The 20,532-nt window shown below is 43.8% G+C and carries 22 protein-coding genes; 3 read left to right on the forward strand and 19 right to left on the reverse strand.

Annotated features, from left to right (window positions below; translation table 11 throughout):
• Positions 1–18: 18 nt before the first annotated feature.
• The 10 genes from prmA to gpr form a co-directional block, all read right to left on the reverse strand.
• Positions 19–954, reverse strand: a complete 936-nt coding sequence (gene prmA, locus NST79_RS13240) for a 50S ribosomal protein L11 methyltransferase (RefSeq protein WP_004398884.1) — start codon at positions 952–954, stop codon at positions 19–21.
• 24 nt (positions 955–978) lie between these two features.
• The gene (gene dnaJ / locus NST79_RS13245) at positions 979–2,106 is read right to left on the reverse strand and encodes a molecular chaperone DnaJ (RefSeq protein WP_212060338.1); all 1,128 of its coding nucleotides are present in this window, start codon (positions 2,104–2,106) and stop codon (positions 979–981) included.
• A gap of 199 nt (positions 2,107–2,305) precedes the next feature.
• Entirely contained in the window at positions 2,306–4,141 is a 1,836-nt protein-coding gene (gene dnaK, locus NST79_RS13250; protein WP_004398786.1) for a molecular chaperone DnaK, read from the reverse strand.
• A gap of 23 nt (positions 4,142–4,164) precedes the next feature.
• A complete protein-coding gene (grpE, locus tag NST79_RS13255) occupies positions 4,165–4,728 on the reverse strand; it encodes a nucleotide exchange factor GrpE (protein WP_029317891.1) in 564 nt (187 codons plus the stop codon).
• A gap of 71 nt (positions 4,729–4,799) precedes the next feature.
• Complete coding sequence (gene hrcA, locus NST79_RS13260; RefSeq protein WP_003246126.1) at positions 4,800–5,831, reverse strand: heat-inducible transcriptional repressor HrcA; 1,032 nt, start codon at positions 5,829–5,831, stop codon at positions 4,800–4,802.
• A gap of 80 nt (positions 5,832–5,911) precedes the next feature.
• Positions 5,912–7,051, reverse strand: a complete 1,140-nt coding sequence (hemW, locus tag NST79_RS13265; RefSeq protein ID WP_015714284.1) for a radical SAM family heme chaperone HemW — start codon at positions 7,049–7,051, stop codon at positions 5,912–5,914.
• Positions 7,052–7,103: 52 nt separating this feature from the next.
• The gene (lepA, locus tag NST79_RS13270) at positions 7,104–8,942 is read right to left on the reverse strand and encodes a translation elongation factor 4 (protein WP_003229999.1); all 1,839 of its coding nucleotides are present in this window, start codon (positions 8,940–8,942) and stop codon (positions 7,104–7,106) included.
• 133 nt (positions 8,943–9,075) lie between these two features.
• Entirely contained in the window at positions 9,076–9,414 is a 339-nt protein-coding gene (locus NST79_RS13275) for a YqxA family protein (protein ID WP_038429322.1), read from the reverse strand.
• A gap of 16 nt (positions 9,415–9,430) precedes the next feature.
• Entirely contained in the window at positions 9,431–10,636 is a 1,206-nt protein-coding gene (gene spoIIP / locus NST79_RS13280; protein WP_038429323.1) for a spore autolysin SpoIIP, read from the reverse strand.
• 62 nt (positions 10,637–10,698) lie between these two features.
• Entirely contained in the window at positions 10,699–11,805 is a 1,107-nt protein-coding gene (gene gpr, locus NST79_RS13285; RefSeq protein WP_212060336.1) for a GPR endopeptidase, read from the reverse strand.
• Positions 11,806–12,008: 203 nt separating this feature from the next.
• Here gpr and rpsT point away from each other — a divergent pair, with 203 nt between their 5' ends.
• Positions 12,009–12,275 carry a 30S ribosomal protein S20 gene (gene rpsT, locus NST79_RS13290; RefSeq protein WP_003229989.1) on the forward strand — a complete coding sequence of 89 codons (267 nt, stop codon included), beginning with the start codon at positions 12,009–12,011 and terminating at the stop codon, positions 12,273–12,275.
• Between the two features lie 14 nt (positions 12,276–12,289).
• Here rpsT and holA read toward each other — a convergent pair whose 3' ends face one another.
• On the reverse strand, positions 12,290–13,333 hold the full coding sequence (gene holA / locus NST79_RS13295; protein WP_029317888.1) for a DNA polymerase III subunit delta: 1,044 nt from the start codon (positions 13,331–13,333) through the stop codon (positions 12,290–12,292).
• 39 nt (positions 13,334–13,372) lie between these two features.
• A complete protein-coding gene (locus NST79_RS13300; protein WP_120363468.1) occupies positions 13,373–13,522 on the reverse strand; it encodes a hypothetical protein in 150 nt (49 codons plus the stop codon).
• Positions 13,523–13,562: 40 nt separating this feature from the next.
• Here NST79_RS13300 and NST79_RS13305 point away from each other — a divergent pair, with 40 nt between their 5' ends.
• Complete coding sequence (locus NST79_RS13305; RefSeq protein WP_003229983.1) at positions 13,563–13,697, forward strand: YqzM family protein; 135 nt, start codon at positions 13,563–13,565, stop codon at positions 13,695–13,697.
• A gap of 39 nt (positions 13,698–13,736) precedes the next feature.
• Here NST79_RS13305 and NST79_RS13310 read toward each other — a convergent pair whose 3' ends face one another.
• From NST79_RS13310 to comEA, 3 genes are all read right to left on the reverse strand, one after another.
• Positions 13,737–16,067, reverse strand: a complete 2,331-nt coding sequence (locus NST79_RS13310) for a DNA internalization-related competence protein ComEC/Rec2 (RefSeq protein ID WP_041850028.1) — start codon at positions 16,065–16,067, stop codon at positions 13,737–13,739.
• Positions 16,068–16,640, reverse strand: coding sequence for a ComE operon protein 2 (locus NST79_RS13315; RefSeq protein WP_212060334.1), 573 nt, complete (start codon positions 16,638–16,640; stop codon positions 16,068–16,070).
• A gap of 66 nt (positions 16,641–16,706) precedes the next feature.
• On the reverse strand, positions 16,707–17,324 hold the full coding sequence (comEA, locus tag NST79_RS13320; RefSeq protein ID WP_041850029.1) for a competence protein ComEA: 618 nt from the start codon (positions 17,322–17,324) through the stop codon (positions 16,707–16,709).
• An 83-nt stretch (positions 17,325–17,407) separates the two neighbouring features.
• On the opposite strand from comEA, the gene comER reads away from it, so the two are divergent.
• A complete protein-coding gene (comER, locus tag NST79_RS13325; protein ID WP_041850030.1) occupies positions 17,408–18,229 on the forward strand; it encodes a late competence protein ComER in 822 nt (273 codons plus the stop codon).
• 65 nt (positions 18,230–18,294) lie between these two features.
• Here the strand turns inward: comER and NST79_RS13330 are convergent, their stop codons facing one another.
• Genes NST79_RS13330 through NST79_RS13345 form a run of 4 tightly spaced genes read right to left on the reverse strand, consistent with a single transcriptional unit; the run spans position 18,295 to position 20,528 of the window.
• The gene (locus tag NST79_RS13330; RefSeq protein WP_042976537.1) at positions 18,295–19,038 is read right to left on the reverse strand and encodes a class I SAM-dependent methyltransferase; all 744 of its coding nucleotides are present in this window, start codon (positions 19,036–19,038) and stop codon (positions 18,295–18,297) included.
• Positions 19,035–19,391 (reverse strand): ribosome silencing factor, encoded by a 357-nt coding sequence (gene rsfS / locus NST79_RS13335; protein WP_014480315.1) that lies wholly within the window; start codon positions 19,389–19,391, stop codon positions 19,035–19,037. The genes NST79_RS13330 and rsfS overlap by 4 nt, the downstream gene beginning before the upstream one ends.
• Positions 19,392–19,408: 17 nt before the next feature.
• Positions 19,409–19,969: a bis(5'-nucleosyl)-tetraphosphatase (symmetrical) YqeK gene (gene yqeK / locus NST79_RS13340; RefSeq protein ID WP_014480316.1), complete on the reverse strand. Its 561-nt coding sequence runs from the start codon at positions 19,967–19,969 to the stop codon at positions 19,409–19,411.
• A complete protein-coding gene (locus tag NST79_RS13345; RefSeq protein WP_004398676.1) occupies positions 19,959–20,528 on the reverse strand; it encodes a nicotinate-nucleotide adenylyltransferase in 570 nt (189 codons plus the stop codon). The genes yqeK and NST79_RS13345 overlap by 11 nt, the downstream gene beginning before the upstream one ends.
• Positions 20,529–20,532 lie beyond the last annotated feature (4 nt).

Below are 20,532 nucleotides of genomic sequence, written 5' to 3' on the forward strand. Positions count from 1 at the left end.
TGTGACACCTACTAACTGTTATTTTTTCGCAATAATGCTGACCCAATCTTCCATTGAAAGGATTTCTACAATGGTAAAGCCAGCTTGTTCCAGTGCTTCTTTTACTTCTTGTTTTTTATGACCGATGATTCCTGACGTAATAAAGTGACCGCCTTCTTTTAACAGGCTGTACGCTTGTGAAGTAAAGCGAAGAATGACTTCAGCCAAAATGTTGGCCACAATCACATCATGTTCCCCTTCAATCCCGTCTAACAAATTGTTTTGCTTCACTTGAGCAATATCGCTGACTTTGTTCAGCTTGAGATTGAGGCGTGCACTTTCTACAGCCACGGGATCAAGATCGTAGGCATGAACCGATTCAGCCTCAAGCATTGCAGCCGCAATACTTAAAATTCCCGAACCAGTGCCGACATCAATCACCTTATCACCCTTTTGCACAAAGCGTTCAAGCGCCTGAATGCAGAGTACGGTTGTCGGATGTGTCCCTGTGCCGAAAGCCATTCCCGGGTCCATTTCAATAATCAGTTCATCAGTATGGACCGGCGTATATTCCTCCCACGTCGGCACAATTGTAAACTTTTCAGAAATTTTCACAGGATGATAATACTTTTTCCAGGCAGTCGCCCACTCTTCTTCATTTACTTCAGAAATAGTGATGTGGTTTCTGCCCAAATCAATATTGTAAAGAAGGAGATTATTAATCGTTTCTTTGATGCCGTCTACAGTTTCGCCCAGAAAACTGTTAACCGGCAGATATGCTTTGACAATGACACCCTCATCTGGGTAATCATTGGGGTCGAGCTGGTAGATTTCCCCGTACACATTCTCACGTTCTTTAATTAAATCAAGCGGGTCCTCTATCACAACCCCACTTGCACCAGCTTCATGCAATATATTTGAGATAGGTTCGACCGCTTCATGTGTTGTGTGAATGCTTAATTCGGACCATTTCAAAACTACCAACTCCTCATCCAATAATTAATCGCCTTTAAACGCGCGTTTTACCTTGTCAAAGAAACTCATTTCCTGTTCGTCAGGCAGGTTTCCGCTGACTTCAGCAAATTCGCGGATAATGTCTTTTTGTTTATCAGTCAGATTTGTCGGCGTAACGACGCGGACGACGATATGCTGGTCACCCTGTCCATAGCCTCTGACATTTTGAACGCCTTTGCCTCTTAATCTAAATTTCGTTCCTGTTTGTGTACCGGCCGGAATTTTCAATTTCACTTTTCCATGCAGCGTCGGCACTTCTACCTCATCTCCAAGAGCAGCCTGAGCAAACGTTAACGGCATTTCACAGTAAATATCATCGCCGTCACGCTCGAAGAACTCGTGTGCGCGTACATGGAACACGACAAATAAATCCCCGGCAGGGCCGCCGTTTATTCCTGGTTCACCCTGTCCCGAGAGACGAAGCTGCTGCCCGTGATCTACACCGGCTGGAATTGTCACATTGATTTTCTTGCGTTTTTTGATTTTTCCTTTGCCGCCGCAGTCCGCACATTTGTTTTTAATGATTTTGCCTGTACCTTCACAGTGGTGGCAGACCCGTCTGTTAACGACTTTTCCAAACGGTGTATTTTGCTCCACGTTTAACTGGCCGGAGCCTCCGCAGTGGGAGCATGTTTCTGGATTTGTTCCAGGTTTCGCACCTGAGCCTTTACATGTCTCGCACGTTTCCTCGCGGGGAATTTCGATGGTTGTTTCTTTACCGAAAGCCGCATCCTCAAACGACAGGGTCATCGTATACTGTAAATCAGCACCCTGGCGCGGAGCATTTGGATCTCTCCGTCTTGTGCCTCCGCCGAAAATACTTGAGAAAATATCATCGAAACCAAAACCGCCGAAATCGCCGCCGCCAAAACCTCCGCCGCCGAAGCCTTGGTTAGGGTCAGTGTGACCAAATTGATCGTAATGCGCACGTTTTTGGTCATCTGACAGCGTTTCGTACGCTTCTTTTACCTCTTTAAATTTTTCATCTGATCCGGCTTCTTTGTTAATATCAGGATGATATTTTTTTGACAGCTTCCGATAAGCTTTTTTAATTTCATCCTTTGAAGCGCTCTTACTTACTCCCAGCACTTCATAGTAATCACGCTTACTCATCTCGCTTCACTCTCCCGAATTTCTCACATAAATTAGATTGTATCATTTTGAATTATGATTTTTCAATTCCTTTTATCCCGGGCAAGAAAAAAAGTCAAAGCCAAGAGATGCCTGACTTTGACTTTCTAATCATTGAATCAGATTATGAAATGTGTTCTTTTCGGTCAGCTCCGGAAGCGGGGCTGACACTAAAAAGAACTTATTTTTTGTTTTGGTCGTCGTTTACTTCTTCGTATTCAGCGTCGACAACGTTGTCATCCGCTTTGCCTTCAGCGTTTGCTCCGCCTTGAGCTTGCTGTGCTTTAGCAGCTTCTTCATAAAGCTTCATAGAAAGCTCTTGAACGATTGTTTGAAGCTCATCTTTTTTCGCTTTGATCTCTTCAAATTCGTTTTTCTCAATCGCTGCTTTTAAAGCATCTTTGGCATCGTTGGCTTTTTTCACTTGTTCTTCGTCCACTTTGCCTTCAAGATCTTTTAATGTTTTCTCAGTTTGGAAAACAAGCTGATCTGCTTCGTTGCGGACTTCGATTTCTTCTTTTTTCTTCGCATCAGCGTCAGCATTTTCTTCCGCTTCTTTTACCATGCGTTCGATCTCTTCATCAGAAAGACCTGAAGAAGATTTAATTGTAATGTTTTGTTCTTTTCCTGTGCCTAAGTCTTTTGCTCTTACGTTTACGATACCGTTTTTGTCAATATCGAAAGAAACTTCGATTTGAGGCACGCCGCGCGGTGCTGGCGGGATATCAGTAAGCTGGAAGCGGCCGAGTGTTTTGTTGTCGGCAGACATTGGGCGCTCACCTTGAAGAACATGGATATCAACAGCTGTTTGGTTATCAGCAGCAGTTGAGAACACTTGAGATTTGCTTGTTGGGATCGTCGTGTTGCGGTCGATCAGTTTTGTAAACACGCCGCCCATTGTTTCGATACCGAGAGAAAGCGGTGTAACGTCAAGAAGAACAACATCTTTTACGTCACCTGTGATAACGCCGCCCTGAATCGCAGCACCAAGCGCCACAACTTCATCCGGGTTTACGCCTTTATGAGCTTCTTTTCCAGTTTCTTTTTTGATTGCTTCTTGTACAGCAGGGATACGAGTTGATCCGCCGACAAGGATGACTTTATCGATTTCGCTTGCAGAAAGTCCTGCATCTTGAAGCGCTTGACGGACAGGACCCATTGTGCGCTCTACTAAATGAGAAGAAAGCTCTTCGAATTTAGCGCGAGTTAATGTAAGTTCAAGGTGAAGCGGTCCTGCTTCTCCAGCTGTGATAAACGGTAAAGAAATTTGCGTAGAAGATACGCCGGAAAGATCTTTTTTCGCTTTTTCAGCTGCGTCTTTCAAACGCTGAAGCGCCATTTTGTCTTTTGATAAATCAATGCCGTTTTCTTTTTTGAATTCAGACACAAGATGATCGATGATAACTTGGTCAAAATCGTCCCCGCCCAGACGGTTGTCGCCGGCAGTTGAACGAACTTCGAATACACCGTCGCCAAGCTCAAGGATGGAAACGTCGAATGTACCGCCGCCAAGGTCGTATACTAGGATCGTTTGATCTTCATCTGTTTTATCAAGTCCGTATGCAAGCGCTGCTGCAGTCGGCTCGTTGATGATACGTTCTACTTCAAGACCTGCAATTTTACCAGCGTCTTTTGTTGCTTGACGCTCAGCATCGTTAAAGTATGCAGGAACTGTGATAACTGCTTTTGATACTGTTTCGCCAAGATAGCTTTCAGCGTATGATTTAAGGTGTTGAAGGATGATAGCAGACACTTCTTGTGGAGTGTAATCCTTTCCTTCAATTTCAACTTTATAATCAGTACCCATATGACGTTTGATAGACATAATTGTGTTAGGGTTTGTAATAGATTGACGTTTAGCCACTTCCCCTACTTGACGTTCGCCGTTTTTAAATGCAACAACTGATGGCGTTGTGCGGTTTCCTTCAGCGTTAGCAATAACTTTAGGCTCGCCGCCTTCAAGCACTGCCACACATGAGTTTGTTGTTCCTAAGTCGATTCCGATAACTTTACTCACTTGAATAACCTCCTGCTATGTAATTATTGATTCACTTTGACCATGGAAGGGCGAATGACGCGATCCTTCAGCTTATAGCCTTTTTGCATTTCCTCAACAACAATGTTTGAGCCGTAGTTTTCGTCTTCAGCCTGCATAACAGCTTGGTGCAGATTAGGATCAAATTCCTGCCCTACAGCTTCGATGGCTTCGACGCCTTCTTTTTTCAAGGCTTCTACGAGCTGACGGTGGACCATTTCCATTCCCTGGAGCAAACTTTTCGTCTGTTCATTGTCGGCTTCAACCTGAAGCGCTCGTTCAAAGCTGTCAAGAGCCGGCAGTAAATCAGTCACGATATTTTGAGAACGGTATTTTTGGGACGCTTCCATCTCTAAACGGCTGCGTCGTTTATAGTTTTCAAAGTCTGCTTGAACACGCAAAAGTTTGTTTTCTTTTTCCTCAAGCAAACCTTGCAATTCGTTAATTTGGTTTTGAAGAAGTTCGCTTTCATTTGTTTCTTCCTGATGTTCATCAGCGGCAGCTTGTTCTTCAATGATTTCTTGCTCTTCTGTTTCGTTTTGTTCAACGGTTTGTTTTTCTTCTGACATTGTGTTCACCTCCCTCAAAGTGTAAGGAGAAGGACAGGTGCTGCCCTTCGATAAAATTTGCCAAAATTCCCTTATTCATCATACAGACTTGTTAATGCTTTTGACAAGTCCGAAGTCACATGCTGAAGCAGGCTGACAACCCTGGAATAATTCATGCGGGTCGGGCCGATAATCGCAATTGAGCCGATCTGCTTCTGGTCTACGGAATAAGAAGCCGTAATCAGACTGCAATTTTCCATCTCTTCATAGTCGTTTTCTTTTCCGATTTTAATCGAAATTCCCGTGTGCGGGGATTGAACCAGCTTTAAAACATCCTGTTCTTTCTCAATTAATGAAAGCAGCGACCGAACTCGGGTGATATCATGGAACTCAGGCTGGTTCAGCATATTGATTTTCCCGCCAAAAAACAACTTTTCAACGTGATTTGTGGAATGAAAGGTTGAACGAAGCGCGTCGAGTATATTGTCATAGTTTTTAATGTGCTGTCTTAGGTACATGACAACTTCTTTAAATATGCGCTCATTCAGTTCATCCATTGGAACGCCGCTTAAACGGTCGTTCAGTATATTTACCAGTTTTTCAATATCAGACAGATCCATTTTGGTCGGAAAGTTAATCGTTTTGTTTTCCACATGCCCCGTATTGGTAACGAGAATCGCTACCGCCATATCAGGCTGAATCGGAATGATTTGAATCTGTTTAAGGTAATTCTCACTCAGCTTCGGCCCGAGTACGATGGATGTGTAATTCGTCAGATCGGACAAAATTTGCGCTGATTTTTGAACTGTCTTCTCCAGCTCGAAAATTTTCTCTTTGAAGATCGAGTGGATTTGGTCCAGGTCGCTTTTCGTCAGTTTGACGGGTGACAGCAAATGGTCAACATAGTACCGATACCCTTTCTCTGACGGAACACGTCCTGAGGATGAATGGGTTTTTTCAATAAAGCCCAATTCCTCCAAGTCAGCCATCTCGTTTCTTATTGTTGCAGAGCTAAATGTGATTTCATCTTTTTTCGAAAGAGTTCTTGATCCCACCGGCTGTGCCGATTTAATAAAATCGTTGATTATAACCTGTAGGATCAGCAGCTGACGATTTGTTAACATCATCATCACCTCTGTTAGCACTCTCAATAAGCGAGTGCTAATTCTATAACAAAAGTATCAAACCACAAGAAAAATGTCAATTATAACTCACCCAAAAAAGCGCCAAAAACTTCATTGCCTAATAATTTCCCTTGATGAGTCAAATAAACGGCAGACTCCGAATTGTGAATCAGCCCTTTTTCAGCGAGGTCTTTTAACACGCTTGGGAAAAGTCCATCCAGGGAGCGGCCGTATTTTTCTGCGAATCGTTTTTTGCTGACACCGGCTGTTTTTCTCAAACCTAAAAACATTTCTTCCTCAATCTGTTCTTCTGTTGTCACTTCATGTGTATCTCTGTACGGAAAACCCTTTTCAGCTATCAGGTCAATGTAATGCTTAACAGGTCCGACGTTCACTGTTCGTGTGCCGCCAATATATCCGTGAGCGCCAGCTCCGAAACCGAAATATTGTTCGTTGCTCCAATACGTTAGATTGTGCTTAGATTCCATGCCTGCCTTAGCAAAGTTGCTGATTTCATATTGATGAATGCCGTGAGCTTCCATCTGGCTCATCACCATTTCATACATTTCAGCTTCCTGCTCCTGCGGCGGAAGATGAAGCCGCCCTTTTTGCATCAAATTATAAAATACCGTTTTCGGTTCTACAATAAGGGAGTAAACGGAATAATGCTCGGCGTCCAATGATAAAGCAGTGTTTATGGAATGTTCCAGATGCTTGAGGGTTTGCCCCGGAAGCCCGAACATGAGATCAAGACTGATATTCTCAAAACCGATTTCCCGCGCTCTTTCAAAAGAGGTGAATACATCTTTTTGCTTGTGCACTCGGCCGATTTTTTCTAACAGATCGTCTTCGAACGTTTGCACACCAAAGCTAAGGCGATTTACGCCTGCTTCTTTTAATATTTTTAATTTCTCTGCGGACAAATCGTCCGGATTCGCTTCAACCGCAAATTCCGATAAGTCGCTTGAGGGCTTTAGCACGCGGTTGATCATATCCATCAGCTTTTTAAGCTGTTCCTCAGACAGGGAGGTCGGCGTGCCTCCTCCGATAAAGATTGTTTTGAGATCAGGCTGCCCGGTTTTTGCTATTGTATTTATCATTTCCTGTTCGAGTGCGTTTAAATACTCGTCGACTGGCTGACTTTGAATAAAATATTTATTGAAATCGCAGTAGTGGCAAATATGCTCACAAAATGGGATATGGATATAAGCTGATTTCAACGGATTCACCTTCTTTACAGAAAGAAGCCGCAGTACAAGACTGCGGCGGCTTCTATTGTTTTTTCGGACTGTCGTCCATTTTCAGAACTGCCATAAATGCTTCTTGCGGCACTTCAACTGAGCCGACCTGCTTCATACGGCGCTTTCCTTCTTTTTGTTTTTCAAGAAGTTTCCGTTTACGCGAGATGTCCCCTCCGTAACATTTAGCCAATACGTTTTTACGCATTGCTTTTATGGTGGAGCGGGCCACGATTTTCTGGCCGATTGCGGCTTGTACCGGAACTTCAAACTGCTGGCGCGGAATGAGTTCTTTCAGTTTTTCAACGATCACTTTTCCCCGTTCATATGCGTAATCACGATGCACGATAAAGGAAAGGGCATCGATTTTTTCACCATTCAGCATAATGTCCATTTTCACAAGCTTGGACGGTTTGTAGCCGATCAGTTCATAATCAAAGGACGCATAGCCTTTAGTGCTTGATTTCAGCTGATCAAAAAACTCATATACGATTTCCGCTAATGGCATATCATAAATGATGCTGACACGGTTTGCGTCTAAATACTGCATATCAATGAAATTGCCGCGTTTTCCTTGGCAAAGCTCCATTACAGCGCCGACATAGTCATTCGGCACCATCATCGTCGCTTTTACGTATGGCTCCTCAACCCTTTCGATCTTTTGAGGATCCGGCATGTTGGACGGGTTGTCGACAACGACCTTTTCGCCGTCTGTCATATACACGTCATAGATAACGCTTGGCGCTGTCGTAATCAGGTCGATGTTGAACTCACGCTCAATTCGCTCCTGAATGATCTCCATGTGAAGCATGCCTAAAAATCCGCAGCGGAACCCGAATCCAAGCGCTTGCGAAGTTTCCGCTTCATATTGAAGGGAGGAATCATTCAGCTCAAGCTTTTCAAGAGCTTCCCTTAAATCATTATACTTCGCTGTATCAATCGGATACAAACCACAGTACACCATCGGGTTTAGCTTGCGGTATCCCGGCAGCGCTTCTTCTGCAGGATTGGCAGCGCTCGTTATTGTATCACCGACACGTGTGTCACCGACATTTTTGATTGAGGCAGTCAGGAAGCCTACATCACCGACCGTCAGTTCATTTGTCGGAGTTGCTTTCGGCGTGAACACGCCCACCTCTGTTACTTCGAATTCTTTCCCGGTTGCCATCATTTTGATTTTTTGTCCCGGCTTTACCGTTCCTTCAACGACTCTGATATAAGCCACGACACCGCGGTAGGCGTCATAAAGCGAGTCGAAGATCAGCGCTTTGAGCGGCGCCTCCGGATCTCCGGTCGGAGCTGGCACCTTTTCTACGATTTGTTCTAAAATCTCCTCAATCCCGATACCGGCTTTTGCTGAAGCAAGCACGGCTTCTGATGCGTCAAGGCCGATAACGTCTTCTACCTCTTGGCGCACACGTTCGGGCTCGGCGCTCGGAAGGTCGATTTTATTGATGACCGGAAGGATTTCAAGATCGTTGTCAAGCGCTAAGTAGACATTGGCGAGCGTCTGCGCTTCAATCCCCTGGGCTGCATCCACGACAAGAATCGCTCCCTCGCAGGCAGCAAGGCTTCGGGATACTTCATACGTGAAGTCGACGTGTCCCGGCGTATCGATTAGATGAAAGATATATTCTTCTCCGTCTTTTGCTTTATATTTAAGCTGAACAGAGTTTAATTTAATGGTTATGCCCCGCTCACGTTCAAGATCCATAGAATCGAGCAATTGTTCTTTCATTTCTCGTTGAGTGATTGCCGACGTTTTTTCTAAAATACGATCCGCTAAGGTCGATTTTCCGTGGTCAATATGGGCAATGATAGAGAAATTCCGTATTCTCGATTGCCTCTCTAAACGCTTTTCTTTATCTGTCACAATCTATCACTCCTACTATTAAACGCAAAATACACTAGCTTAGATTATATCAATAGGATTGTAAAGATTCAATGTAAAACAAGAAAGAGAAAAGTTCCCTATCATATCTGGGCTGCTTTTCTCTTTCACGTACTTATTGATTCATATCCCGTATCCATTCATACATTGACTGGGCAGTATTGGTTACGGTGTCCGAAAGCGCTTTTCCGGCTTTTGAAAACATATTGAATGTCTCCACCTTTTCCAGCTCTTTTTGTTTTTCTTCTAAATCTTTTGCCGTGACTGTTTCTCCTAGGATTGAGGCTTCTTTTTCATTATCTTTTCCGTCGGTGAGCGTAAACGCCCCCTTCAGTGAAGGGTCATGATAGCCTTTCATACTCAGCATCCCGTTGTTTGCCTGCTGCATGCCGAACAGTACGCCTAAAAACATGATCGTGATAAGCAGTAAGCATTTTCCAAAGTATGCAATCAAATCAACCACCTATTTCTTATTGTTTTTTCGTCTCCCCGCTCGCTGCGTTGACCTTTTCAGCATCCCAGTACATTTCGCTGAATACGTCCGCGGCCGCGTTAGCCGCACGCTGCAGCTCTTCGAGATTATTATCTACTCCGCCAAACTCGAGCAAAAGCGCTCTATCGGTTAAATCCTGATTGTAAACACCATTATCGCCTGGCGAGCCTTTGGAAAAGACACCTGTGCTAAGTCCGGGGTATTTTTTCTCCATCAGTTTATGAAGCTCACTCGCAATTTTATAGTTTTCTTCGAAGTTTTTGCTTTTTTTCCCGACGACAAAGGCTACCCTGGCATAGCTTTTCCCTTTAATCGTTGCGGTTGTGTCTTTTTTGCGCCGTGAGTCTCTGTGGATGTCAATGATATATTGCAGATTTTTGTTTGAAGCGAGGGCGTCTTTCACAACCGGCCTTGATTCATCATAGGACCTGGCATAGTTTAAGCCTTTTTTATTCAATTTTGATTGTATATCGGTTTTATTCACTGTGGCTCCGATGCCTTGGGATTCAAGCGCTTGTCCGAACATATCTCCTACAAGCGTGACGTTGGCTTTAGAATGGCGCGCCATGTCAGGATCGGTCTCACCTTTTAATAGAGGGAGATATGATTCCGTATTGTGCGTGTGATAGATAAACACGACCTTTTTATCACCTGTTGTTTGTTTGGGCGGATCTTTTTGCGCATTATCTGATTGCGTTTGCTGTTTTTCAATCTCTGCCAAATTCGCTTCCCTTTCTTCCTCCATCACCTTAGACGGCGGCGGCGATTCCGCAGGCATATTCGTATAATCGGTTCCTTGTCCAGCTAACAAAATCTCGGTATCAAATTGTGCAAACCCTGGCAGCTCCCGACCGAGAAAGCTCCGCGGATCTTCGAGGTTAATGCTCGTCGCCAGCTTTAAAGAAAGACGAGAAAGATGAAATGAGCTGTCGGTTTGAGAGAGGTCAGAAGCGAAATAATGGTTTTCCATCCGCAGCAAATGTGCAAATACGTCACCCGGCAATTCTTCAGCAATCCCATAAAAAGAGTCAGACGACGGCCTAAGTTCCGGCCGGAGAGACGTCAGCACACCGGATAGAACAAAAATCACGATAAGGCTTACGATAAATAGAAAGATGGCTTTTATCGCTTTCCCTCCATTTACCGCAACAACAATCTGTCTGTTTCTGCGTTTATTTCTCATTGAATCCCTCCAGCGCTTGTCTAGTAATTACTCTATGAACAAGCTAGAGGAAGTAGAACTGTTTAGTGATTGTAGGAGCCTTTGTTTTCTTGTGACACTTTTTCATGAAGCGCTGTGTTTAGTCCGTTCGCTAAAACATTTGCCATATCGTCGATAAATGAATCGACTTCCTTCGGCGTAACCATTAAGTTGTGTCCTAAAGGCGAAAGCACCTCGTGAATGAGCTGCCGTTTTTCATCTTCTTGAAGGGTTCCGACAATCCCTAGGAACGATTGGCGCTGCTTTTGATCGGGAAGATCTTCTTCAGTGAGCACTTTCTTTTTCCCAAACGTCATGCCTGCCGGAACAAGCGATCTTGATGGCCTGTTATCCTTCATTTCTCTGCCAAAATGTTTTAATATGTAGTCCACCGTGTCGCTGGCAATTGTCACGGCATCAACTACTGTCGGAACACCGATAGCAATCACCGGAACACCAAGCGTGTCTTTGCTTAAATCTTTTCGTTTATTCCCCACTCCAGATCCCGGGTGAATGCCTGTATCCGATATTTGAATGGTTGTGTTGACCCTTTCCACCGCCCGCGCCGCCAACGCATCAATGGCGATGACAAAATCAGGCTTCGATTGCTCAATCACACCTTTAATAATGTCACTTGTTTCGATTCCTGTTATCCCCATTACACCCGGTGCAAAAGCACTGACAGGCCTGTAACCCTCCTGTACGTTTTCCGGCTGAAGCTTAAACAAGTGCCTTGTTACCAACAGATTTTCTACTGCCATCGGTCCAAGCGCATCAGGTGTCACGTTCCAGTTGCCGAGCCCAACGATCAAACAGCTCGCATCTTTTGAGATATTAAGGTTTTCAAGAAAAGCTGAGAATTCCTCTGCAAAGACAGCAGAGACCTTCTCCTGCATTTCCGAATCATTCTCCCTGATTCCCTGTGCTTCAAGCGTTAAATAGCGCCCTTCTTTTTTTCCCGAAAGCTCTGCGCCTTCCTTTGTAACATCAACTGTGCGGATTTTAATGCCGCCGTGATCACACTCTTTTTCAATAAAGCCTTTAATTTCTTTTGTCGGCACAGCCTGCTGATTGGCCATTGCTTCCTTCGTTTCCACTGCCAAATCGGTACGTATCAAATACTGATTCACATCTAGCTCACTTTTTTTCATACAGGGGCCTCCTTCACATTAAGTACCTATATTGTTGCCATTTGCTGAATGAATCATGCTAAAAAGAGAACCTTCAATGAAAAATACTTTACATTTATATTGCAATCTAAAGGTGTGTTTGATAGAATACAATTTGTTCTATTGTGAAGAAGATTTAACCTTAAGACACTGTGCTACAGGTTGTATCTTAGGAGGTGAAACACATGCCAAACATTAAATCAGCGATTAAACGTACAAAAACAAACAACGAACGCCGCGTTCATAACGCGACAATCAAATCTGCTATGCGTACTGCAATCAAACAAGTTGAAGCTTCTGTTGCCAACAACGAAGCTGACAAAGCGAAAACTGCTCTTACTGAAGCAGCTAAACGTATTGATAAAGCAGTGAAAACAGGTCTTGTACACAAAAATACCGCAGCTCGATACAAATCAAGACTAGCGAAAAAAGTGAACGGACTTTCTGCATAATATAAAAACGATCCTCAATAATGGGGATCGTTTTTTTCATTTCTTTTTAACAGCTGTAAAAGGAACAGTTCGAGCAGGAGCTGCTTGTCCTTTTTCCCGGTTTTCATCTCATAGTCCATGACAGCAAGCTGTTCAATAATTGAACGGAGCTCCTCCTCTGAAAAAAGCCTTGCTTGATCCATCGCCAGCTTTACCCGAAATGGGTGAACTTTTAGATTAGAAGCGATTTGTTTTTGTCCGTATCCCTGTTCCGCGAAGTACTTTGTCTGCAGAATCAGCCGGAACTGGTTCGAAATAAGCGCCATAATTTTGATCGGTTCTTCATTTTGTTTAAGCAAATCATAAAAAATTTGCAGACTCTCTGTTCGTTTTCGGTTGACGATTTTATTGATCAGCTCAAAAATATTTTGTTCAAGGCTTCTAGCAACAAGCATTTTTACATCATCCAGCGTAATTTCTTCACGATCTCCAATAAACGTGCAGAGCTTTTGAATCTCCTGAAAAATCGATGACAGATGCCCGTTCACAAGCAGAACCAAATGCTCCGCCGCTTCCGTACCGATTGTTTTCTGCTCTGTTTTTGCAAGGTTGACAGTAAAGTCTGTCGTTTCCTTTGCATTTAATTCCTTCGCCTCCATCATAAACGCGTGCTTCTTTAACGCTTTCGTCAGCTTTTTCCGCTCATCAAGCTTTTCATACGGAGCAAGCAGGACAAAGACTGTGTAAGGCGCAGGTGATTGTATATATGATTCAAGCGCACTGACGTTGTGCTCAATTTTTTCTTTTTTCTTTTCACCTGTTAAAAAATATGGATTTTTCACAATGACAAGACGCCGCTCCCCCATAAACGGAAACGTTTCAGCATCTGCAATCGCTTGATCCAGCGGGTCCTCTTCCAGATCAAAAACGGACAGATTGAAATCCTTTGTCTCCTGATCAACGACCGTCTGTCTGATCCTGCTGACGGTTTCTTGCAGCAGATATGTCTCTTTTCCGTATAAACAATAAACTGGATGGACATCTCCTTTTTTCAGGCTTTTCCACACATCAAATACCATTGTTGTACGACTTCCTCTCTTTCATCATCCCCTTCTATCCTAAATTGAGTTTGGAAAATAGTAAAGAGGAAGCCTGACTGCTGCTTCCCCATTTATATTAAACGCCTGTTCGCAAGCCCCCGGGACAGCTTGTAAAAAGGCGATAATCACCAGAACAGAAAACGTTACCTTAGCTTCTAGATTTTTCAAAACAATTCCATTATACTTAAGTCAGTCAGGAGGGATAAAGTTGAATGATTTTGAAAAAAACGTTCAAAGCAAACGAAATGATGCTGTAGATTCAGCTGTTGGTTTTGTTGTGTCCTTCGGATTTTTCGCCTTCTTGTTTGTCATGGCAACGGTTATTCACCTAGTTGGTTCATAACAGCGACTGCCCGGGCTGCTGATTTCTCGGCAGTCTTTTTTAGTTCGTCTCTGTTATATCTGATGTATCATATGGAGGATAGACAGAAAAGGTTCCAACTCTGTTTTTGTATCTATATTGGATCGTTCCGTTTTGATCTGTTCGCAGCACGCGGATAGAATGTCTCTGTAATAGTTGCAGAACTTCTTGATGAGGATGATGGTACCGATTGTTTTTCCCGGCTGAGATAATGGCCGTTTTCGGCTGAAGCTGTTGGATGAATTCTTCACCGGTAGAGCCTTTGCTCCCATGGTGCCCCACCTTTAAGACATCTGCTTTAATATTTGGAAACACGTCCATCACCTCCTGTTCCCCTTCTTTCTCCAGATCACCCGTCAAGATCCAGCTCAGAACGCCCGTCTCCATCCACAGAACGAGAGATGAATTATTTTTGCTTGCCGGATCAGGTGCTTCAGGTGACAGTACATGGAACTGCAAATCCTTTATTTGCAATACATCGCCTCGCTTCACCTCTTCAATTGTCACTCCCTCTTCTCTGGCTGTCTGCAGCACTTTCTCATCTTTAGGTTCAGAAACAAACCCTTTCGGAATCACGAGGCGCTTTACTTTATGATGCTTCAGCAGAGTCTCCGCCTCTCCGATATGATCTTGGTCAGCGTGCGTCAGAATTAAAGCGTCAAGCTGTTTGATTCCCTTAGCAGTTAAAAACGGAATCAGCATCTTTTCCCCCAGTGAAAACGGATGCTGTTTTTCGCGCCAAGGCTCTGACGAGTAAGACAAAGTGCCGCCGGTATCAATTAAGACACGACCCCGCTGATGCGGAGCACCTACAAACATGCTGTCACCCTGTCCAATATCTATCATATCCACTTCTCCTTCGGAACTAAGACACGGATATATAAAGAGCAGAAACAGCACTGTGCAGCAAATGCCGCCGGTTACCATCAACTGCGACAAGGAGCGTTTTTCAATCGCCATAAGCAATAGGATGATCGTGACCGTGAATAAAAAAAGCAGAACAGGTGCAGGATGTGCGATCATAATCGTGAACACATCAACATCTGCAATTTTTGTGATTAACCTATTGGTCCAGCTTATCAATAAATCAAACCAGCTGAAAAACAATCTCCCAAACGAAGCGGAAAGACTTAATAGAAGAACACCTGCTACAGCTCCCGGCAAAATACAGAAGGTATAAAATGGTACCATCAACATATTCATCGGTACGCTGATGATAGAAAACTGATGAAAATGATATAGAAGAATCGGAAGCGAGCCCAGCTGAGCGATGAGTGATACAATTGTCAGCTGCCCCAAGGAGGTTTTAACCTGCTGAAAAATAGAAGAGGATAGAATTAAAGAAAAACTGACGGCGAACGATAGCTGAAAACCGGCTTCAAAGAGATGATAAGGATTGAAGAGCAGAAGGACGATGTATGAAAGGCAAATTGCAGTTGCAGAGTGGACACGCCATTTGACAAGACTTCCAGCTAAGTAAACACCCGACATGAGAGCGGCGCGTAGCACTGAAGGAGCAGCGCCGGTCAACATCACATAGAGCGGCAGAAATAACAGCAACAGAATTGACGCCTTTTCTCTTGTTATACCAAGGCGGATCATGATATAAAACAAACCTGCTGTCAAAATCCCCACGTGGAGTCCTGATATTGCCAAGAGATGGACAACACCAAGCTTTTGATACGCGGTAAGCACTTCATCCTCCACATAAAATCTGTCACCGACTGTAAGTGCCTGTACAATTCCTGCCGAATCAGGAGGCAGCAGGCTGTTTGTGAATGATATGATATGTTTTCTCAAGCTGAGCACCTTGTACTTGAAATTTTCAGGTTCGCTGCAGTTTTGGATAGACGTGACAGAGTAGTTCCAATGAATATGCTGCCGATAAAGATACTCGTTATAATCAAATGCACCCGGCACAGTTGCGTGTTTCGGTTCTTCCAATGTACCAGTCAACTCACATGACATTCCTGGTTCTATGTATAACAGCTGTTCTTTTTCACCAGCAGACTGAATGCGATACGCAGCAGCCCATTTTTCCTTATCAGGTGTCTTAACCATCATAGACATACGGTCGCCGTCAATTTTGGGAATAGTGGCAATCACTGCCTTGAATTGATAGGTTCCCTGCCGATAGGAAGAGACATTCTGAGAATCTGTGACTGCATACAGTACAAAAAACAATATAAAAGAGAAGAAACAAACAATAATAAGAAAAGCGTGCCTCGTTTTGATTAAAATGATGAGGAGAAAGAGGATGAAAAGAAAAATAGCGGGGAAATAAGCGGCGGCAGTAATTCCAACCGTTGCCGAAGCTGCCGCCATAGGCAATAACAAACGCGAATTACGCATTCATAACACGTAGCTCGTGAAAAGTGTATTCGCCTGTTCATGTATCTTTTTCAATTCTTCCTCCGCTAAACCGGCATCGGCCAATTTCCCTATAAGACCCGCTACAAATGAAAGCTTTTCTCTGTTTTTCAGATCAACGATCATTTCATCGAGTTCAACCTGTTCAACAGTTACACCCGCCTGTTCAAATAATTCCTGCGCATACGGATGTGTTTTGTAATCCTCAGCATAATAAACCGTTTTGATACCAGCTTGAATAATAGATTTGCAGCATTGAATGCACGGATAATGCGTCACATAAATCTCCGCTCCATCAGTCGGCACCCCAAACTTAGAGCATTGAAGAATCGCATTCATTTCAGCGTGAATCGTTCTTGCACAATGATCATCTATCATTAAGCATCCTTCATCTGCACAATGTACGCCGCCCGCGATTGACCCGTTGTAGCCTCCTGCTATCATGCGTTTGTCTCTGACTATAGTAGCGCCGACAGATAATCTCGGACATGTGCTGCGCAGCGCCAATAAATGGCTTTGAGCCATAAAGTATTGATTCCATGAAATTCGTTCCACGTTGTTCCCTCCAAATGTTGTATTGCCTGACCTTTAGTTTACCTATCATAATGCATGACCGTCAAATCACTTTACTGTAATGGAAGACTTTATTTTCTCAAATGACTTTTCACCTATTCCTGAAACCTTAGTGATATCTTCAATTGTTTGGAAACGACCGTTTTCTTCCCGATATGCAATAATAGCTTCAGCTTTGGATGGCCCCACCCCTGAGATGCCTTGTAACTCCTCTAAGGTTGCTGTATTGATATTCACCAGCGCTCCCTTCCCTCCATCGCTTTGGACAGACACTCCGCCACCTTGCTGCACTGCTGTTTCCTCTCCCTTTTTCGGGATGTACACCACTATCCCGTCCTGCAGAATCTCCGCCAAATTTACTTGCACTTCGTCTGCTTGTTCACTGGTCCCGCCCGCTTTCTCAATTGCCTGAGATACTCTGTCCCCTGTTCGCATTTCATAAACGCCAGGATGCTGAACAGCACCTTTGATGTCTATCACAATTGTTTCGTTTGACTCGTCGTTGTTTGCTTCCTGCTTTACCACTGTATTTTCTGCCTCTGTTGGTACAGCTTGCTTCACCGGCTCTTTATTTTTCCCTGTGGCCAGAAAGATCATAATTGCTGTGAAAACAGCCGCAGAAGCCGCTAAAATAATTGCTTTCTTATGCTGATTCAACCAATTCATCGTGCATGTTCCCCGCTTTCGTCATATTTTATTTTCATAACACATATGGTTTAGAGGATAATAGCTCAAAGGAGGGGAAACCATTGAAGATAGGCTTTATCGGCACAGGAAATATGGGTACGATCCTTATCGAATCATTTATTGAATCAAAAGCGGCCGATCCCTCAAACATGACAATCACAAACCGCACAATTGAAAAAGCGTTACACATAAAAAACCGCTACCACAGCATAAACGTTACCGAAAGTCTCGAAAAGCTCGTTTCTGAGAACGAGATGATTTTTATTTGTGTTAAGCCGCTTGATATATATCCTTTACTGGCAAGAGCGTTACCTTATTTAAGAAAAGATCATATTCTCATTTCAATTACAAGCCCCGTTCAAACCGAACAGCTCGAACAATATGTGCCGTGTCAAGTGGCGCGAGTGATCCCAAGTATTACGAACAGAGCGCTGGCAGGTGTTTCTCTCGTCACTTTCGGCACAAGCTGCAGCGAATCTGCAAAAGCGAAAATCAATGAGCTGATGCAGCATATCTCTCATCCGCTGCAAATTGAAAGTGACATCACGAGGGTTGCATCAGACATCGTAAGCTGCGGCCCTGCTTTTATGAGCTATCTGATTCAGCGGTTTATAGATGCAGCTGTTTCGGAAACATCAGTGTCTAAACAGGACGCGATTTTGATGTGTAAGGAAATGCTTGTCGGAATGGGAAAACTGTTAGAAACCGAATTGTATACCCTGCCTGCATTACAGGAAAAGGTTTGCGTTAAAGGCGGTGTAACAGGAGAAGGCATTAAAGCGCTGGAAAGCGGTGTGCAGGATATGTTTCACCGGGTATTTCAAAATACTCATATGAAGTACGAGGAGGATATTTCCGCAGTGAAAAAGCAGTTTCATGTGTAGACGAGTATGTCATACCTTCGTCTGTACTGCAAAAGCATAAAAAAGCATTTTAAAAAACCATCGTTTTAAGAAACGATGGTTTTTGATTTCTGCGCCTTGAAAAAGAGGCGTTCTGATTGTGCTGATGGCTCGGAATCCGTAAAATCAGCTGTCACGTGATGGAGCTGAAAGCCGCAGTTCTTAAGCATTTCTTCGTATTCTTCCACCGGGAACGTTCTTTGCTCGTGTGTCTCATCAAAACGATCATACGCTTCTCCGTTCCACACAAAAAACGACATATCATGAATGACAGAAAGCTCGTCACTTCCGGCAAAGCTCTGCCAAATATAGCTGATATCTTCGTCCTGGTTAGCAAATGTGCTATCCGGAAAGACTTCCGCAATTTTAAAAGATGAATGAACATCAAACAGCAAAATGCCTTCAGGCTTTAATACCCGAAATACACTTTTAAAGGTTTCGATCACATCATTTTTTGTTTTTAAATAATTTAATGAGTCACAGCATATCACAACAGCGTCAAACTGACCGTCAAAGCCGGTGATCTCTCTCATATCCTGCTGAAGAAATAAAATAGGCTGGCTACTCGATACCTTTTGCTGGGCGAAAGAAAGCATCTCTTCGCTGAGATCGATGCCTGTAACCTCGAAGCCTTTTTCGGCAAGCCGGATGGAGATTTCCCCCGTGCCGCATGCTAGATCGAGAATACGGCCTTTTTCCGGGAGGGATGCTTCAATCCATTTTGTCCATTGATCGTAAGGCGCGTGTGACATTAACTCGTCATACACGCTTGCAAAGCCTTGATAAATCATTGATTCATTCCAAGATCAAGATCTGCGAGCGGAGCGTCTCCCCACAGCTTTTCAAGGTTGTAGTAGCTTCTTTCATCCTTGTGGAAGACATGGACAATTACATCGCCTAGATCAACGAGAACCCATCTTGCTTCATCAAAGCCTTCCATCTTTTTGACTTGAATGCCGTTTTCATCAGCCTGATCCTTGATTTCACGGGCAATCGCCTGTACCTGTTTATCTGAATTTCCGTGGCAGATCAGAAAATAATCAGCAACCAGAGAAATACCTTCCATATCCAGTGCTAAAATATCCTCTGCCCGTTTATCATCGCAAGCCGCAGCTGCGATCTTTAAAATGGACTTTTGGTTCATTCACAAATTCCTCCTGTTCAGCTGCCAGACACAAGCCAGTTATACGTTAAAAATGTGTCTGGAAAAACCGGTTGATTTTTTTTCATAAGAAAAACCATTGTATTTTTAATGGACTGAATCAGCGCTTGATTCAAATCTGTCTCAGCAAGCTTACGCACCTCATCGACACCGGGAAATGCCCGGTTTGGCTCAATGTAATCGGCAACGTAAATGACTTTTTCTAAAAGTGTCATGCCGGGGCGCCCTGAGGTATGATACCTAATGGCGTCAAGAATGTCTTCATCTTGAACCCCTGCCTCTCTTTGGACCAAATAAGCGCCGACCGGAGCGTGCCAGAGCTCCGGATTATGATCCAATAAATGCGCAGGCATTTTTTCACGCGCAATAATTTGTTTCATTTCTTCTTTCGGGCGGAATTTGGCGTAATCATGAAAGATTGCCGCTGTTTCCGCTTTTTTAGAATCGGCTCCAAAACGCTCCGCAAGTTCGATCGCCGTGTTCATCACGCCAACCGTATGGATATATCGGTGTTCGGTCAATTGCTGCTTCACGCATGCAAGTGCCTCCTCACGATTCATATAAACCATTCTCCTCTACATACTTCTTCACTTTATCAGGGATTAAGTAGTCAGTGGGCTTCTTGCTTTTAAACCGTTCCCTTATCATAGTTGATGATACCTCAAATTCCGGAACGTCTGCAAAGAGAAGCGGATAAGGGGTTTCAACATGAAAACCGGGGCGCTTTACTCCAATAAATTGAATGAGGTTCAGCAGCTCGTCCAGCTTATACCATTTCGGCAAATATTCAATCATATCAGCGCCGATAATAAAGAACAGCTGATCATTTGGATAACGCTGCTTCAGTAAAGAAACGGTATCAAAGGTATATGATGGCCCTTCTCTTTCCATTTCAACAAGCTCCAGCTTAAAGGACGGATTAGATTGAATTGCAAGCTTTAGCATTTCCACGCGATGAAAGCTGTCGGTATAGTCTTCGTTCTGTTTATGCGGCGGAATTTGATTAGGCATAAACCAAATTTCATCAAGCCCCGCCTGGTACAGCACCTCATTCGCCATTAAGAGGTGACCATTATGCGGAGGGTCAAACGTGCCTCCGAAAATTCCGATTTTCTTCATTTCA

Origin of the sequence: Bacillus sp. PS196 (assembly GCF_037963555.1) — a bacterium.
Classification (GTDB): domain Bacteria; phylum Bacillota; class Bacilli; order Bacillales; family Bacillaceae; genus Bacillus; species Bacillus subtilis.